This is a genomic window from Pseudomonas sp. C6002, from assembly GCF_013385805.1.
Classification (GTDB): Bacteria; Pseudomonadota; Gammaproteobacteria; order Pseudomonadales; family Pseudomonadaceae; genus Aquipseudomonas.
This window is the reverse complement of sequence record NZ_JACAPH010000030.1, coordinates 426,533-442,290: the sequence shown is the minus strand read 5'-3', so window position 1 is coordinate 442,290 and position 15,758 is coordinate 426,533. Positions and strand designations below refer to the sequence as shown.

At 59.5% G+C, this 15,758-nt stretch carries 14 protein-coding genes; 2 read left to right on the top strand and 12 right to left on the bottom strand.

Annotated elements, in window-relative coordinates; all coding sequences use genetic code 11:
- Nucleotides 1–153: 153 nt before the first annotated feature.
- Genes HX817_RS21740 through HX817_RS21730 form a run of 3 tightly spaced genes read right to left on the bottom strand, consistent with a single transcriptional unit; the run spans nucleotide 154 to nucleotide 3,754 of the window.
- Nucleotides 154–1,518, bottom strand: coding sequence for an aspartate aminotransferase family protein (locus tag HX817_RS21740; RefSeq protein ID WP_003213889.1), 1,365 nt, complete (start codon nucleotides 1,516–1,518; stop codon nucleotides 154–156).
- Between the two features lie 58 nt (nucleotides 1,519–1,576).
- Nucleotides 1,577–2,935, bottom strand: a complete 1,359-nt coding sequence (locus HX817_RS21735) for a glutamine synthetase family protein (RefSeq protein WP_003213891.1) — start codon at nucleotides 2,933–2,935, stop codon at nucleotides 1,577–1,579.
- Between the two features lie 39 nt (nucleotides 2,936–2,974).
- Complete coding sequence (locus tag HX817_RS21730) at nucleotides 2,975–3,754, bottom strand: gamma-glutamyl-gamma-aminobutyrate hydrolase family protein (RefSeq protein ID WP_003213893.1); 780 nt, start codon at nucleotides 3,752–3,754, stop codon at nucleotides 2,975–2,977.
- A 278-nt stretch (nucleotides 3,755–4,032) separates the two neighbouring features.
- Here HX817_RS21730 and HX817_RS21725 point away from each other — a divergent pair, with 278 nt between their 5' ends.
- Both HX817_RS21725 and HX817_RS21720 read left to right on the top strand, forming a co-directional pair.
- The gene (locus tag HX817_RS21725) at nucleotides 4,033–5,409 is read left to right on the top strand and encodes a glutamine synthetase family protein (RefSeq protein ID WP_003213894.1); all 1,377 of its coding nucleotides are present in this window, start codon (nucleotides 4,033–4,035) and stop codon (nucleotides 5,407–5,409) included.
- Between the two features lie 252 nt (nucleotides 5,410–5,661).
- Nucleotides 5,662–6,300 (top strand): TetR/AcrR family transcriptional regulator, encoded by a 639-nt coding sequence (locus HX817_RS21720; protein ID WP_003213896.1) that lies wholly within the window; start codon nucleotides 5,662–5,664, stop codon nucleotides 6,298–6,300.
- A 171-nt stretch (nucleotides 6,301–6,471) separates the two neighbouring features.
- Here HX817_RS21720 and HX817_RS21715 read toward each other — a convergent pair whose 3' ends face one another.
- From HX817_RS21715 to argA, 9 genes are all read right to left on the bottom strand, one after another.
- Nucleotides 6,472–6,687 carry a molybdopterin-binding protein gene (locus HX817_RS21715; RefSeq protein WP_003213899.1) on the bottom strand — a complete coding sequence of 72 codons (216 nt, stop codon included), beginning with the start codon at nucleotides 6,685–6,687 and terminating at the stop codon, nucleotides 6,472–6,474.
- Nucleotides 6,688–6,716: 29 nt separating this feature from the next.
- Nucleotides 6,717–7,523, bottom strand: coding sequence for an aliphatic sulfonates ABC transporter ATP-binding protein (gene ssuB, locus HX817_RS21710; protein ID WP_008438906.1), 807 nt, complete (start codon nucleotides 7,521–7,523; stop codon nucleotides 6,717–6,719).
- Complete coding sequence (ssuC, locus tag HX817_RS21705) at nucleotides 7,520–8,308, bottom strand: aliphatic sulfonate ABC transporter permease SsuC (RefSeq protein ID WP_008438905.1); 789 nt, start codon at nucleotides 8,306–8,308, stop codon at nucleotides 7,520–7,522. Before ssuC ends, ssuB begins: the two co-directional genes overlap by 4 nt.
- A 9-nt stretch (nucleotides 8,309–8,317) precedes the next feature.
- Nucleotides 8,318–9,466: an FMNH2-dependent alkanesulfonate monooxygenase gene (ssuD, locus tag HX817_RS21700; protein WP_003213905.1), complete on the bottom strand. Its 1,149-nt coding sequence runs from the start codon at nucleotides 9,464–9,466 to the stop codon at nucleotides 8,318–8,320.
- Between the two features lie 25 nt (nucleotides 9,467–9,491).
- Nucleotides 9,492–10,460, bottom strand: coding sequence for a sulfonate ABC transporter substrate-binding protein (locus HX817_RS21695; RefSeq protein WP_003213907.1), 969 nt, complete (start codon nucleotides 10,458–10,460; stop codon nucleotides 9,492–9,494).
- 108 nt (nucleotides 10,461–10,568) lie between these two features.
- A complete protein-coding gene (gene ssuE / locus HX817_RS21690; RefSeq protein ID WP_003213909.1) occupies nucleotides 10,569–11,162 on the bottom strand; it encodes an NADPH-dependent FMN reductase in 594 nt (197 codons plus the stop codon).
- A gap of 317 nt (nucleotides 11,163–11,479) precedes the next feature.
- The gene (locus HX817_RS21685) at nucleotides 11,480–12,118 is read right to left on the bottom strand and encodes a peroxiredoxin (RefSeq protein WP_003213910.1); all 639 of its coding nucleotides are present in this window, start codon (nucleotides 12,116–12,118) and stop codon (nucleotides 11,480–11,482) included.
- A gap of 273 nt (nucleotides 12,119–12,391) precedes the next feature.
- Nucleotides 12,392–13,750 (bottom strand): OprD family porin, encoded by a 1,359-nt coding sequence (locus HX817_RS21680; RefSeq protein ID WP_003213912.1) that lies wholly within the window; start codon nucleotides 13,748–13,750, stop codon nucleotides 12,392–12,394.
- A gap of 592 nt (nucleotides 13,751–14,342) precedes the next feature.
- Nucleotides 14,343–15,641, bottom strand: coding sequence for an amino-acid N-acetyltransferase (gene argA / locus HX817_RS21675; protein ID WP_003213914.1), 1,299 nt, complete (start codon nucleotides 15,639–15,641; stop codon nucleotides 14,343–14,345).
- Between the last annotated feature and the right edge of the window lie 117 nt (nucleotides 15,642–15,758).

Sequence of the window (15,758 nt, the reverse complement as noted above, 5' to 3'; positions counted from 1 at the left end):
GTTCTTTAATTACAACGTGTTTCGCAGCCCGTCTAAGGGCGACAAAACAGGGCGACAGTCTGGCAAGTTCAGGGGCCGGCTTTCAACCAATGCCCCGCTTTTCTAACACCCCAGAAGCAGCGCCCGACAGGCGCTGCGTTCTGAGCCTAGCATTTAGCCCTGCAATGCCGCCAAAGTCAGGTCCAGGCAGTGCCGCGCCTTGGTCACCAACTCGTCTATCTCGGCCTTGCTGATCACCAACGGTGGCGAAATGATCATGGTGTCGCCGACGGCGCGCATGATCAGGCCATTCTCGAAGCAGAACGTGCGGCAGATCATGCCAACACCACGGCCTTCATAACGCTTGCGCGTTGCCTTGTCCTGAACCAGTTCGATGGCACCGAGCATGCCCACACCGCGAACTTCCCCCACCAGCGGGTGATCAGCCAGTTCCCTCAAACGCTTTTGCAAATAGGGTGCCGTTTCGTCGTGCACGTGCTTAACAATTTGTTCATCGCGCATGATGCGGATGTTTTCCAGGGCTACCGCTGCCGCCACCGGGTGACCGGAATAGGTGAAGCCGTGGTTGAAATCACCGCCTTCGTTCAGCACGGCGACCACTTCGTCGCGCACGATCAGGCCGCCCATCGGGATGTAGCCGGAGGTCAGGCCCTTGGCGATGGTCATCATGTCGGGCTTGAGGCCGTAGAAATCGCTACCGAACCACTCACCGGTGCGGCCAAACCCACAGATCACTTCGTCAGCCACGAACAGGATGTCGTACTTGGCGAGGATTTCCTTGATGCGCGGCCAGTAGCTGTCTGGCGGCACGATCACCCCACCGGCACCCTGGATCGGCTCGGCTATAAAGGCACCGACGTTGTCCACGCCCAGTTCCAGGATCTTCTCTTCCAGCTGGTTGGCCGCCCACACGCCGAATTCTTCCGGGCTCATGTCGCCGCCTTCGCCGAACCAGTAAGGCTGGGCGATGTGGACGATGCCCGGGATCGGCAAGTCGCCTTGTTCATGCATATAAGTCATGCCGCCCAGGCTGGCGCCGGCCACGGTTGAACCGTGGTAGCCATTCTTGCGGCTGATGATGGTTTTCTTGTTCGGCTGGCCTTTGATCGCCCAGTAGTGGCGGACCATACGCAGCATGGTGTCGTTGCCTTCGGAGCCGGAGCCGGTGAAGAACACGTGGTTCATGCCTTGCGGGGCGATATCGGAGATGGCTTTGGCCAGTTCCAGCACCGGCGGGTGGGCGGTCTGGAAGAACAGGTTGTAGTAAGGCAGTTCTTTCATCTGCTTGGCGGCCGCATCAGCCAGTTCATCGCGACCGTAACCGATCGCCACGCACCACAGGCCGGCCATGCCGTCGAGAATCTTGTTGCCTTCGCTGTCCCACAGGTAAACGCCGTGGGCTTTGGTGATGATCCGTGGGCCTTTCTCTTTCAATTGCTTGAAGTCGCTGAACGGCGCCAGGTGGTGATCGCTGCTCAAGGCTTGCCATTCACGGGTTTGCGGGTTGTTGCTGGACATACCAATCTCCTAGATGTTTCAGGTGAGGACGCGCCGTTTGAAGGGCGCGCCCGGCGCATCAGACGGCGAAGAGCAGGAATTCCCGCTCCCACGAACTGATCACGCGCTTGAAGTTTTCATGCTCGGCCCGCTTGACCGCGACGTAGCCTGTGATGAATTTGTGACCCAGGTATTTCTCGATGGTCTTGCTGTTTTCCATGCGTTCCAGGGCGTCTTCGATGGTCAGCGGCAGGCGCAGGTTGCGGCGCTCGTAACCACGGCCCACCACCGGCGCGCTTGGGCTGATGCCTTCGACCATGCCGATGTAGCCACACAGCAGGCTGGCAGCGATCGCCAGGTACGGGTTGGCGTCGGCGCCCGGCAGGCGGTTTTCCACCCGACGGTTTTGTGGGCCGGCGTCCGGAACCCGCAGGCCAACGGTGCGGTTCTCTTCGCCCCACTCCACGTTGACCGGCGCCGAGGTGTCGGGCAGGAAGCGGCGGAACGAGTTGACGTTAGGGGCGAACAGCGGCAGCAGCTCGGGGATGAACTTCTGCAGGCCGCCGATGTGGTGCAGAAACAGCTCGCTCTTGGTCCCGTCTTCATTGGAGAACACGTTCTTGCCGGTGGCGATATCGATGATGCTCTGGTGCAGGTGCATCGCGCTGCCGGGCTCGCCGGTCATGGGCTTGGCCATGAAGGTGGCCGCCACGTCGTGCTTGAGCGCCGCTTCGCGCATGGTGCGCTTGAACACCAGGATCTGGTCGGCCAGGGACAGTGCGTCGCCGTGACGGAAGTTGATTTCCATCTGCGCCGTGCCGTCTTCGTGGATCAGCGTGTCGAGGTCCAGTTCCTGCAGCTCGCACCAGTCGTAGACGTCTTCGAACAACGGGTCGAATTCGTTGGCCGCTTCTATAGAGAAGGACTGGCGGCCAGTCTCCGGGCGACCGGAGCGGCCAATCGGCGGTTGCAGCGGGAAGTCCGGGTCTTCGCAGCGTTTGGTCAGGTAGAACTCCATCTCCGGCGCCACGATGGGCTGCCAGCCTTTATCGGCGTAGAGCTTGAGGACTTTCTTGAGCACGTTGCGCGGCGACAGCTCGATCGGGTTGCCTTGCTTGTCGTAGGTGTCGTGGATCACCTGGGCCGTAGGCTCTATGGCCCAAGGCACGAGGTACACCGCGTTCTCGTCCGGGCGGCAGATCATGTCGATGTCGGCCGGGTCGAGCAATTCGTAATAGATGTCGTCTTCGACATAGTCGCCGGTCACGGTCTGCAACAGAACGCTTTCGGGCAGGCGCATGCCTTTTTCGGCGATGAACTTGTTGGTCGGCGAGATCTTGCCCCGGGTGATGCCGGTGAGGTCGCCAATCATGCATTCGACTTCTGTGATCTTGTGGTCTTTCAACCAATCGGTGAGCTGGTCGAGGTTGTTACTCATAAATGCCTCTGGGCTGTGTTTCCTGACATCCATTAAAGGTCAGGCGTAAGTTGACGCAGCATCCGCGTCGCGTTGCATCACCCGCTTTCGACAGGCATTGCCAAATGCCTGAAAGATTGCGAGGTAGTGCGGGTTAGAGCTTACCTGCCATTCGGGGTGCCATTGCACTCCTAAAGCAAAAGCCTTGCCCGCGGGCACTGAAAAGCCTTCGATCAGGCCATCCGGCGCGGTGGCCTCGACCTGGAAACCGGCCGCCAGGCGATCAATGCCCTGTGAATGAATCGAGTTGACCTGGATCGTCGACGGCAAGCCCAGGCTTGCCAATACCCCATTCGGGGAGATGGTTACCGGATGTGCCGGGCCGTACTGGATGTCCAGCGGCTGGGTGTCGTCTTCGCGGTGATCCATCATGCCCGGCACTTCATGAACCTTCTGGTGCAGGCTGCCGCCAAACGCCACGTTCATTTCCTGGAAGCCACGGCAAATCCCCAGTACCGGAACGCCGGCCGCTATGGCTGCACGCAGCAGCGGCAGGGTGGTTTGGTCCCGTGCAGAATCATGAGCAGTCCCGGGCGCGCTGGCCGGACCGTCGTAGTGAAAGGGTTCGATATTGGAAGGTGAGCCGGTAAATAGAATGCCGTCCAGGCCGTCAAGAATATTGGCCGGGTCGAGCAGATCCGCCAGGGACGGAATAATCAACGGCAAGCCCTTGGCAGCGGTGGCCACTGCACGGACGTATTTGTCGCCACTGATGTGATAAGCATGCAGACCGACCTGTTTGGAGCAGGCGGTGACGCCGATTAACGGCAGGCGAGACATGAAGCACCCCGGTATTATTGCTGTTATGGGTTTGAATCGAGCTTAGCCTTGTTCATTTTTTTACACAACACCCCCGTAAAAAATACAACACGGCCCGCTCAAACGTGCTGGTTCCAAGAGCCCCAATCCCAAAAAATTGCCCCAAAAAGCCCCAAAAAAGCCCTCACGGCGCTTTTTTAGGGCAAAAAAGGCCTCGCTTGACTTCGGCATGCCGTTCGGGTTGACTGAAACCCGAAGAGATCAATGATTGATATTTTTAACAACAAAGGTGTTGCATCATGTCGGTACCCCCGCGTGCCGTTCAGCTTAACGAAGCGAACGCGTTCCTTAAGGATCATCCTGAGGTTCTGTACGTAGACCTTCTAATTGCGGATATGAATGGTGTGGTGCGCGGCAAGCGCATCGAACGCACCAGCCTCCACAAGGTTTACGAGAAGGGCATTAACCTGCCTGCCTCTCTATTTGCCCTGGATATCAACGGCTCAACGGTGGAAAGCACCGGCCTGGGTCTGGACATCGGTGATGCTGACCGAATCTGTTATCCAATCCCCGACACCCTGTGCAATGAACCCTGGCAAAAGCGCCCAACCGCGCAACTGCTGATGACCATGCACGAACTCGAAGGTGAACCTTTCTTCGCCGATCCTCGCGAAGTACTCCGCCAAGTTGTAAGCAAATTTGACGACCTCGGTCTGACCATCTGCGCCGCATTCGAGCTGGAGTTCTACCTGATTGACCAGGAGAACGTGAATGGCCGGCCACAACCGCCCCGCTCGCCGATCTCCGGCAAACGCCCGCACTCGACACAGGTCTACCTGATCGACGACCTCGACGAATACGTCGACTGCCTCCAGGACATTCTGGAAGGTGCAAAAGAGCAAGGCATCCCTGCCGACGCCATCGTCAAGGAAAGTGCCCCGGCACAGTTCGAAGTGAACCTGCACCACGTTGCCGACCCTATAAAGGCCTGCGACTACGCGGTACTGCTCAAGCGCTTGATCAAGAACATCGCCTACGACCATGAAATGGACACCACCTTCATGGCCAAGCCTTACCCGGGCCAGGCAGGCAACGGTCTACACGTGCACATTTCGATCCTGGACAAGGACGGCAAGAACATCTTTGCCAGCGAGGATCCCGAGCAGAACGCCGCATTGCGTCACGCGATCGGCGGTGTGCTGGAGACCCTACCCGCCCAAATGGCGTTCCTGTGCCCTAACGTCAACTCCTACCGTCGTTTCGGCGCACAGTTCTACGTGCCGAACTCGCCGTGCTGGGGCCTGGATAACCGCACCGTGGCGATTCGCGTACCGACCGGCTCGTCCGACGCCGTACGTATCGAACACCGTGTGGCCGGGGCTGATGCCAACCCTTACCTGCTGATGGCTTCGGTATTGGCGGGCGTGCATCACGGCCTGACCAACAAGATCGAGCCTGGCGCACCGGTGGAAGGCAACAGCTACGAGCAGAACGAACAGAGCCTGCCGAACAACCTGCGTGATGCCCTGCGCGAGTTGGACGACAGCGAGGTGATGGCCAAGTACATCGATCCTAAATACATCGATATCTTCGTCGCCTGTAAGGAAAGTGAGCTGGAGGAGTTCGAACACTCCATCTCCGACCTTGAGTACAACTGGTACCTGCATACCGTGTAAGCGGTTGCCGGGCTAAAAAGAACGCCGCAGGCCTTTGGCCTACGGCGTTTTTTTATGGCTGTTGTGGCGAGGGAGCCTGCTCCCGCCGGGCTGCGAAGCGGCCCCAATAAGAACACCAGGTTCTTTCAGGCGGAACCGAGGTGCAGGTCTTGGGCCTGCTGCGCAGTCCAGCGGGAGCAAGCTCCCTCGCCACAGGGTATGGATCATCCAGTGGCTCTGCGTACAATGCCCGCTGCCCTGTAGGAGACTTCAATGAATCGCCCTGCCACTCCTCGCAAACCCCGCGCCCGCAGCCAGGCCCGGATCGACGCGATCCTCGATGCCGCCCGCACCTTGCTGGCCGCCGAAGGCGTGGCCAGCCTGTCGATCTACAGCGTGGCCGAGCGGGCGCAGATTCCACCGTCATCGGTGTATCACTTCTTCGCCAGCGTGCCGGCGTTGCTGGAGGCGCTGACCGCTGACGTTCATGCGGCCTTTCGCGCGGCCATTCAGGCGCCCATCGATCATGATTCACTCAAGCACTGGCGCGACCTGTCCTGCGTGGTGGAGCAGCGCATGCTCAGCATCTACAGCAACGACGCCGCCGCCCGCCAATTGATCCTGGCCCAGCACGGGTTGACCGAAGTGACACAGGCCGACCGCCAGCACGACCTGGAGCTGGGAAACCTGATGTTTGAGGTGTTCAACCGGCACTTCGAGGTGCCGAGCCTGCCCGCCGATGTCGACGTGTTTGCCCTGGCCCTGGAACTGAGCGACCGCGTCTACGCGCGCTCGGTGCATCAGCACGGGCAAATCACCCCGCGCATGGCCGAGGAAGGCATGCGGGTGTTTGATGCGTATGTGGGGCTCTACTTGCCGGCGTTCTTGCCCAAGCGGGTGGCTGCGCTCTGATTTTTTGTTGCCTGTCCGGGCCTCTTCGCGAGCAAGCCCGCTCCCACATTCGACCGTATTCCAAAGGTAGAACTCGGTCAAATGTGGGAGCGGGCTTGCTCGCGAAAGCAATCTTGAGAACGACAAAAACCCCGACAGGCTTTCACCTTCGGGGTTTGTGCGAACCATTGATCACAACTTGGCGATCGACACCTCGGTGGATTTCACGAAGGCAATCACTTCACTGCCGATCACCAGTTCCAGCTCTTTCACCGAGCGGGTGGTGATCACGGAAGTGACGATGCCGGACGCGGTCTGTACGTCGATTTCCGACAGCACGTCGCCTTCGACGATTTCCTTGATGGTGCCTTTGAACTGGTTACGCACGTTGATGGCTTTGATAGTCATGGTCGTTCTTCCTGTGTAAGACAAGTGAGTTATTGAGCCCAACGCAATTGCGTAGGCAGCGGTGAAACAGGTTCGGGTTCCGGCGGGGTGCCGGGCAGCGACAACACACGGTTAAGCACTTCGGTTTCCAGCGCCGCCAGGCGGTGGGAGCCACGCACCCGCGGACGTGGGAGTTCCACGTGCAGGTCGAGGCCGATTTCGCCGTCTTCGATCAAAATCACCCGGTCGGCAATGGCCACGGCTTCGCTGACGTCGTGGGTCACCAGCAACACGGTGAAGCCGTGCTTCTGCCAGAGGTTCTCGATCAGTTGCTGCATCTCGATCCGGGTCAGGGCATCCAGCGCCCCCAGCGGTTCGTCCAGCAGCAACAGGCGCGGTTGGTGGATCAGGGCGCGGGCCAGGGCCACGCGCTGCTTCTGGCCACCGGACAACGCCGCCGGCCACTCATTGGCGCGCTCGGCCAGGCCGACCGCTTCCAGCGCTTCCAGTGCCTGCGGGCGCCAGTTGCCCTTGAGGCCAAGGCCCACGTTGTCGATGATCTTTTTCCACGGCAGCAGGCGCGCTTCCTGGAACATCAACCGCGTGTCTTCAATCGCTTCGCTCAGCGGCGCGGAGCCGGCGAGCAGTTCGCCGCCGCTGGCTTTGTCCAGCCCGGCCAGCAGGCGCAGCAAGGTACTTTTGCCGCAGCCACTGCGGCCCACGACCGCCACGAATTGACCGGCAGGAATATGCAGGTCGATTTCCTTCAGCACTTCCCGCGCGCCGAAAGCCTTGCGCAACTTGCGCACTGCCAGGGGAATGCCCCGCAGCAGGCGTGGAGGTTGTTGAGCGGTCATGCCGCACCTCCTTTATTCACTTGATAAGCCGGGTGCCAGCGCAGCCAGACTCGCTCCAGGCCTCGCGCCGCCAGGTCTGCCAGCTTGCCGAGGACCGCGTAAAGCACGATCGCCAGAACCACCACGTCGGTCTGCAGGAATTCCCGGGCGTTCATCGCCAGGTAGCCGATACCGGAACTGGCGGAGATGGTTTCCGCGACGATCAACGTCAGCCACATAAAGCCCAGCGCGAAGCGCACGCCCACCAGAATCGAAGGCAAGGCGCCCGGCAAAATCACTTGGCGAAACAGGCTGAAACCGGACAGGCCATAACTGCGGGCCATTTCCACCAGCGCCGGGTCGACGTTGCGGATGCCGTGGTAAGTATTGAGATAGATCGGGAACAGCGTGCCGAGGGCGACCAGGAATATCTTCGCCGTCTCGTCGATGCCGAACCACAGGATCACCAGCGGGATCAGCGCCAGGTGCGGCACGTTGCGGATCATCTGCACCGAGCTGTCCAGCAGGCGTTCACCCCAGGTCGACAGGCCGGTAATAAAACCCAGGGTCAGGCCGATGCTGCCGCCGATCACAAAGCCCAGGCCCGCACGCCAGCCGCTGATGGCCAGGTGGGTCCAGATTTCGCCGCTGCGCACCAGGCTGACACCCGCTTCGATCACCGCGCTGGGCGCCGGCAGAATGCGCGTCGACAACCAGCCGGCCGAGACGGACAGCTGCCATACCGCCAGCAACAGGATCGGCAGCGCCCAGGGCGCCAATCGATGACTTAACTTTTCAAGGTTCATGGCGGCGCCTCAGCTCTGGGACGCAGCTTTGGGAAGAATGTCGTTGGCGACCATTTCGCCGAACGGGCTGACGTAGCCGGCGCCTTTCGGCAACTCGGGACGCTCGATGTCGAGATGCGGGAACAGCAACTCCGCTACGCGATACGACTCTTCCAGGTGTGGGTAGCCGGAGAAGATAAAGGTGTCGATACCGAGGTCCGCGTATTCCTTCACCCGCGCGGCCACGGTCGGGCCATCGCCCACCAGTGCCGTGCCGGCGCCACCGCGTACCAGGCCTACGCCCGCCCACAGGTTGGGGCTGACTTCCAGGTTGTCGCGACTGCCGCCGTGCAAGGCGGCCATGCGTTGCTGGCCTACGGAATCAAAGCGCGACAACGACGCCTGGGCGCGGGCGATGGTTTCATCGTCCACATGGGAGATCAGTTTGTCGGCGGCCTGCCAGGCTTCGGCGTTGGTTTCACGCACGATCACATGCAGGCGAATGCCGAAGCGCAGGGTACGCCCGAGCTTGGCGGCCTTGGCGCGAACCTGTGCAATCTTTTCCGCCACCGCGGCCGGTGGCTCGCCCCAGGTCAGGACCATTTCCACTTGTTCGGCTGCCAGGTCCTGGGCCGCTTCGGAAGAGCCACCGAAATACAGCGGCGGACGCGGTTGCTGGATCGGCGGATAGAGCAACTTGGCGCCTTTGACGCTGATGTGCTGGCCGTCGTAATCGACGGTCTCGCCTTCCAGTACGCGGCGCCAGATGCGGGTGAACTCCACCGACGCCTGGTAACGCTCTTCATGGCTCAGGAACAAACCGTCGCCGGCCAATTCATCCGGGTCTCCACCGGTCACCAGGTTGAACAACGCCCGGCCGCCGGACAGACGATCCAGGGTCGCGGCCTGACGCGCAGCCACCGTCGGGGAAATGATCCCGGGGCGCAGCGCGACAAGGAATTTCAAGCGTTGGGTCACCGGGATCAGCGACGCCGCCACCAGCCACGAATCCTCGCAGGAGCGGCCGGTGGGGATCAGTACCCCGCCGAAGCCAAGGCGGTCGGCCGCCTGGGCCACTTGCTGCAGATAACCGTGGTCTACGGCGCGAGCGCCTTCGGCGGTGCCAAGGTAATGGCCGTCGCCGTGGGTAGGCAGAAACCAGAAAATATTGAGGCTCATGGAGTTGTCTCCTGAAGAAGTCGGATTACGGCGCTTTGGCAACGGCGGCAGGTGGTGTCCAGATCACGTCCTTGATGCTCAAGGGTTTGGGGATCAATTTGAGTTGGTAGAAGCTGTCGGCGATTTTCTGCTGCGCCGCGATCACTTCAGGCGTCAGGAACTGCGCACCGTAGCCCTGGCGTTTTACCGAGGTCAGGGTGATGTCAGCCGGCAGGCCCAGCAGCGGAGCAACTTGTTCGGTGACTTGTTCCGGGTTGGCCTTGGACCATTCGCCCACGGCGCGGACTTCTTCCACCAGCGTCTTGATCACTTCAGGGTGTTTTTCGGCGTACGGCTTGGTGGCCAGGTAGAACTGATGGTTGTCGGCAATGCCGGTGCCGTCACGCAGGGTGCGGGCTTGCAGTTGCTTCTCGGCGGCTGCCTGGTACGGGTCCCAGATCACCCAGGCATCGACGCTGCCACGCTCGAACGCGGCGCGGGCATCGGCGGGCGGCAGGAACACGGTCTGCACGTCGGTGTATTTCAGGCCGGCATCTTCCAGGGCACGTACCAGCAGGTAATGCACATTGGAGCCTTTATTGAGGACGACTTTCTTGCCCTTGAGGTCTTGCACCGATTTGATCGGCGAGTCTTTCGGTACCAGGATCGCTTCGCTGGTAGGCGCCGGCGGTTCATAGGCGACGTAGAGCAGATCGGCACCAGCAGCCTGGGCGAACACTGGCGGGGTTTCACCCGTCACGCCGAAGTCGATGGAGCCTACGTTCAATCCTTCCAGCAGCTGCGGGCCGCCGGGAAACTCGGTCCACTGCACTTGCACGCCCTGCTCGGCCAGGCGCTTTTCCAGCGAGCCCTTGGCCTTGAGCAGCACCAGGGTGCCGTATTTCTGATAGCCGATCCGCAAGGTTTCGGCGGCCTGGGCTTGAACAATGGCGCCGAAGGACACAGCCGCAGCAAACAGTGCGACCAGACCACGACGCAAGATGACAGTGCGCATGGCGCTCTCTCCAAATATACGATTAGGGGGTTGGCTGCACCTGCTTGGCCGTTGGCGGCTGAGTAAGGTGAGTAGTACTTGTCGAATTCAGGTAAAGCTGGGTAAGGCTTAAATGCTCCAGCGAGCACTCAACAAACGTTCATTCAACACATTGGGGTCAAGGGGTTTCGGGCGGCGGGCCATGGCGCTGTAGAACGTCTCCAGGGCCTCGCTCAAGCGTTGTTCCAGCACCGGCACCAGTTGCGCCTGGGCGCTGCCTTCGCCGTAGGCGATCTGGCTGTCTTCGGCGAAAATCCCGTGGAGCAATTCCTGGGCTTTCAATGCCGACAGCACCGGTTTCAGCGCGTAGTCCACCGCGAGCATGTGGGCGATGCTGCCGCCGGTGGCCATCGGCAACACTATTTTGTGGGCCAGGGCGCGTTCAGGCAGCAGGTCGAGGATGGTTTTCAGCGCGCCGGAAAACGAAGCCTTGTACACCGGCGTGGCGATCACCAGGCCATCGGCGTTCGCCACTTGCTGCAACAAGTCGATAATTTTCGGGCTATCGAACCGCGCGTGCAGCAAGTCTTCGGCCGGGAAGTCCCGTATCTGATAACTCACCACTTCCACGCCTTGTTGCTGCAACCAGTTGCGGGTGTGATCCAGCAAGACCCCGGACCGGGAACGTTGGCTGGGGCTACCACCAAGTGTTACGACCAGCATGTAGGAAATTCCTTTGGAAAGTGTCGGCGGTTCGCTATGTGGCGATGGCGCCAAGATGGGACAGACCATATCAGCCAATTTATATATCTATAAATCTTATTTTTTCATTTGTTTATTCTTTAAATGCATATGCTGCCAACTAAATCGCAGGCATAAAAAAAGGCCGTCGAAACGGCCTTAAAACCCCTGCTATGTGAGACTTGAAATGCGTGCAAGTGTGGGAGCGGGCTTGCTCGCGAAAGCGGTGTGTCATTCAAAGATGCATCAACTGACAGTGCGCATTCGCGAGCAAGCCCGCTCCCACATGTGGTTGTGTGTCAGCGATTCGGTTGAGGCGTGAGCCGCAGGTACGGCTTCACCGCCCGGTAACCCTTCGGAAAGCGTTTCTTGATCTCTTCCTCGTCCTTGAGCGACGGCACTATCACCACTTCGTCACCGTCCTGCCAGTTGGCCGGGGTCGCGACTTTGTGGTTGTCGGTCAGTTGCAGCGAGTCGATCACCCGCAGGATTTCGTGGAAGTTGCGACCGGTGCTGGCCGGGTAGGTGATGGTCAGGCGAATCTTTTTGTTCGGATCAATCACGAACAGCGAACGCACGGTAAGGGTGTCACTGGCATTCGGGTGGATCAGGTCGTACAGGTCGGAGACCTTGCGGTCAGCGTCGGCCAGGATCGGGAAGTTAACGATGGTGTTCTGGGTTTCGTTGATGTCTTCGATCCACTTGTGGTGGGAGTCCACCGGGTCCACCGACAGCGCAATGGCCTTGACGCCCCGCTTGGCGAATTCATCCTTGAGCTTGGCGGTGAAACCCAGCTCGGTGGTGCACACCGGGGTGAAGTCCGCCGGGTGGGAAAACAGCACACCCCAGCTATCGCCCAGCCACTCGTGGAAGCGAATCTTGCCGGCGCTGGAATCCTGTTCAAAGTCGGGGGCGATGTCGCCCAGTCTGAGGCTCATGGTGTGGCTCCTGATGAGTGCTTATGGAGCCCACTGTGCCTGTGTCGCGGATTATTTAAAAAGAATAAATATCGATTTATCTAGACGATAAAGGAATATTAAAAATCTGTTCATTGGACTTGGCAACGGGCGTGGATCAACATCTGCTTCAAGGTTCGAGAAGGCCTTGAGACGCTGTACAAAGAGGGGTTCAGGACGGGCTTGCGGGGGTTGAGCCCGGCTTGAAAAGTAAAGCACCCTGCCCGGCATTGCGCCGGGCAAGGTTTTACGCTCTTACTTGAACGCGTAGGTGTAGCTGAGGATTACGCGGTTTTCGTCCTGGGAACGGGTGTTCGCCAGGTCGGTACGCCACATCGCGTTTTTCCAGGCAACGCCCAGGTTTTTCAGCGGACCTTCTGGAACAACGTAAGCCAGGGTCAGGTCGCGTTCCCACTCGTTACGCTCGCCGACGGTGGTGTCGATGTTGCTACCTTTGAGGTAAACCACACCGGCAGTCAGGCCAGGTACGCCGATCTTGGCGAAGTCATAGGCGTAGCGAGCTTGCCAGGTACGTTCGCCAGCACGGGCAAACTTCTGGATTTGCATGTCGGTGATGGTGCTGTTCGACGAGCCGTCACCTTGGTTCAGCCAAGGGAAGTCGCTGTCGCCCTTGGTGTACTGGTAGCCAGCACCGAAGGTGTGACCGGCAACCGAGTACAGCGCCAGGTAGCTGTACAGGTCGTTGTCGACCTTACCTTTGACCTTGGTGGCGTTGGTCGGATGATCCGAGTAGTAGCCGGAGGTGTAGTAACCGGCAGTATCACCGTTGGCACCGTTGTCACGGCTGCGGTAGTAGCGCAGGTCACTTTTCAGGACGCCAGGACCGATCGCCCAGTTGTGGACCAGGCCCAGGAAGTTCTGAGAGTAGAAATCCTTCAGCTCGCCGAAGTAGTACGAAGCGGTCAGGTCTTTGTTGATTTTGTAGTCAGCACCGGCGTAGTAGAACTTGTTGACGAAGTTACCAGCGTCGTAGTTCGAGCTGCCGTTGGCACCGGCCAGGGACAGACCTTCATTGTTGCTGGAGTTACGGCCTTTGGAGTGCTCGATCTGACCAGCAGTCAGGGTCAGGTCCTTGAACTCGTTCGAAGAGATCTCGCCGCCCTGGAAGGTTTGTGGCAACAGACGACCGTCGTTGGTCTTGATCACCGGGTTGTTCGGCTGCAAGGTACCGATCTTCAGCACGGTTTGGGAGATCTTGACCTTACCGGTCACGCCCAGGCTGGCGAAATCGTGAACGGCCTTGTTGCCATCACTTGGGAACACGGTGCCGCCGGAAGCAGTACCAGTGTAGTTACCGTGATCAGCGCGGCTGGAATCCAGACGCACGCCATACAGGCCGATGGCGTCAAGACCGAAGCCCACAGTACCTTGGGTAAAACCCGAGATGAAACGCAGGTCGAAACCCTGACCCCATTCAGCGTTTTTGCTGCGGGTGTTCGAGGTAGCCGATGGCTTCAGATCGCGGTTGTCGGTGTTGATGTAAAAGTTACGTACGCCCAGCGTGATCTTGCTGTCATCGATAAAACCAGCGGCGCCTGCTTGTTGGGCGATTGCCCCCAAAGCTACGGCCAACGCCAATGTTGACTTCTTCATGTACCGCTCCTCTCATTTCTAATTTTTGTATTTCTTAGGTCTCGGGTCTGACGCCCTCGATCCACAGATGCGCGATTAGCACCGGATAGTGACTGACAAGTCAATCGTAACCTTGTGTGTCTACTACTTTCGTCTAACCGCAGTTAATTTGGTCCTTGCAGGGTAATGAGTTTTTCATACACCCAAAAAGAATTGTTTCGTCCTTTTTCATACCATTCAGGAATAACGCTTTCCATGGGACGGTCAAGCCGACAGGCGATGCCGCTCCATAAGCGTTTTCCGAAAGAGTATGTCTTTGCGCTTTTTTAGATCGTTTTGTGTTGACCAAACGGGGTCATACGTCACTCACGATCAAAAACGCGACGCCATCATGGCCAAACGCACATCATTCCGTCAATTTGTTACAGTTTTTGTATCGATGAAACTTTTCTGCCGTCCCAGCAATCCACCTCACCGTACCCGGTGATAATGTCACTTTGATGTCAGTTATATGTATAAATTGGCAAACCCTGTGTTCAGGGCCGATGCATCCGCCGAGGAGCATGACTCGCCAAAGTGACAGGCGAGAGGATTGCCCCCTCGCCCCTTAGCCTTACAACGCCTTTTCGAAAATCTTCGAATTACGCTGATAGTTGTATAACGACGCCCGCGCCGACGGCAGGCGATCCACCGTGCTCGGCACAAAACCACGTTCGCGGAACCAGTGGGCGGTACGGGTCGTCAGCACGAAGAGCGTCTTCAAACCCTGGGCCCGGGCACGGGTCTCGATGCGCTCCAGCAGTTCGTCACCGCGACCGCCATGGCGGTACTCGGGGTTCACGGCCAGGCACGCCAGCTCGCCTGCGTCGGAGTCGGCGATCTGATACAGCGCCGCACAGGCGATGATCATGCCTTCACGTTCCACCACGCTGAACTGCTCGATTTCCCGCTCCAGCACTTCCCGGGAACGACGCACCAGAATCCCCTGCTCTTCCAGCGGGCTGATCAGGTCCAGCAACCCGCCAACGTCTTCAATCGCCGCTTCGCGCACCAGTTCGAACTGTTCCTGGGCCACCAGCGTACCGCCGCCATCCCGGGTGAACAGCTCGGTCAGCAAGGCGCCGTCTTCGGCATAACTGACAATGTGGCTGCGGCCTACGCCGCCACGGCAAGCTTCAGCCGCCGCGTCCAGCAATTCGGCCTGGTAGTTGTTGCCCAGGCGTTGCAGGTGCGCGGGCACCTGTTGCGGCCGCAATTCACGCACCAGGCGGCCGTGCTCGTCGATCAGGCCGAGATCGGCACCGAACAGCAGCAACTTGTCCGCGCCAAGGTCGATGGCCGCGCGGGTGGCGACGTCTTCACAGGCGAGGTTGAAGATTTCGCCGGTAGGCGAGTAGCCCAGCGGCGACAGCAGCACGATGGAGCGCTCGTCCAGCAGGCGGTTGATGCCCTTGCGGTCGACCCGGCGCACTTCGCCGGTGTGGTGATAGTCGACGCCTTCAAGTACACCGATCGGGCGCGCCGTCACCAGGTTGCCGCTGGCCACCCGCAGGCGCGAGCCCTGCATCGGCGAAGAGGCCATGTCCATCGACAAGCGCGCTTCGATAGCAATGCGCAGATGGCCGACCGCATCGATCACGCACTCCAGGGTTGCGGCATCGGTGATGCGCAAGCCTTCGTGGTAAGCCGGGGTCAGGCCGCGGGCGGCGAGGCGGGTTTCAATTTGCGGGCGCGAACCGTGGACCAGCACCAGTCGTACGCCCAGGCTGTGGAGCAGCACCAGGTCGTGGACGATATTGCCGAAGTTCGGGTGCTCTACACCATCGCCCGGCAGCATGACGACAAAAGTGCAATCCCGGTGGGCATTGATGTAAGGCGAAGCGTGACGAAGCCAATTGACGTATTCGGGCATAAAAACCTGGGCCTGTAATAAAAAGCAGCCAAAAATGGATGAATCGCAAAAACGCACAGCGGGCTGTTGGTTATCGTCGGAACAGGCTTGGCGACACGCTCGCTCTCCTTCTATGTA

Coding starts and splice junctions, on each gene's coding strand:
- HX817_RS21740 (WP_003213889.1), bottom strand. CDS start 1,518: ATGTCCAGCAACAACCCGCAAACCCGTGAATGGCAAGCCTTGAGCAGC.
- HX817_RS21695 (WP_003213907.1), bottom strand. CDS start 10,460: ATGCGCACTGTCATCTTGCGTCGTGGTCTGGTCGCACTGTTTGCTGCG.
- HX817_RS21720 (WP_003213896.1), top strand. CDS start 5,662: ATGAATCGCCCTGCCACTCCTCGCAAACCCCGCGCCCGCAGCCAGGCC.
- ssuC (WP_008438905.1), bottom strand. CDS start 8,308: ATGAACCTTGAAAAGTTAAGTCATCGATTGGCGCCCTGGGCGCTGCCG.
- argA (WP_003213914.1), bottom strand. CDS start 15,641: ATGCCCGAATACGTCAATTGGCTTCGTCACGCTTCGCCTTACATCAAT.
- HX817_RS21735 (WP_003213891.1), bottom strand. CDS start 2,935: ATGAGTAACAACCTCGACCAGCTCACCGATTGGTTGAAAGACCACAAG.
- HX817_RS21730 (WP_003213893.1), bottom strand. CDS start 3,754: ATGTCTCGCCTGCCGTTAATCGGCGTCACCGCCTGCTCCAAACAGGTC.
- HX817_RS21725 (WP_003213894.1), top strand. CDS start 4,033: ATGTCGGTACCCCCGCGTGCCGTTCAGCTTAACGAAGCGAACGCGTTC.
- ssuD (WP_003213905.1), bottom strand. CDS start 9,466: ATGAGCCTCAATATTTTCTGGTTTCTGCCTACCCACGGCGACGGCCAT.
- ssuB (WP_008438906.1), bottom strand. CDS start 7,523: ATGACCGCTCAACAACCTCCACGCCTGCTGCGGGGCATTCCCCTGGCA.
- ssuE (WP_003213909.1), bottom strand. CDS start 11,162: ATGCTGGTCGTAACACTTGGTGGTAGCCCCAGCCAACGTTCCCGGTCC.
- HX817_RS21685 (WP_003213910.1), bottom strand. CDS start 12,118: ATGAGCCTCAGACTGGGCGACATCGCCCCCGACTTTGAACAGGATTCC.
- HX817_RS21680 (WP_003213912.1), bottom strand. CDS start 13,750: ATGAAGAAGTCAACATTGGCGTTGGCCGTAGCTTTGGGGGCAATCGCC.
- HX817_RS21715 (WP_003213899.1), bottom strand. CDS start 6,687: ATGACTATCAAAGCCATCAACGTGCGTAACCAGTTCAAAGGCACCATC.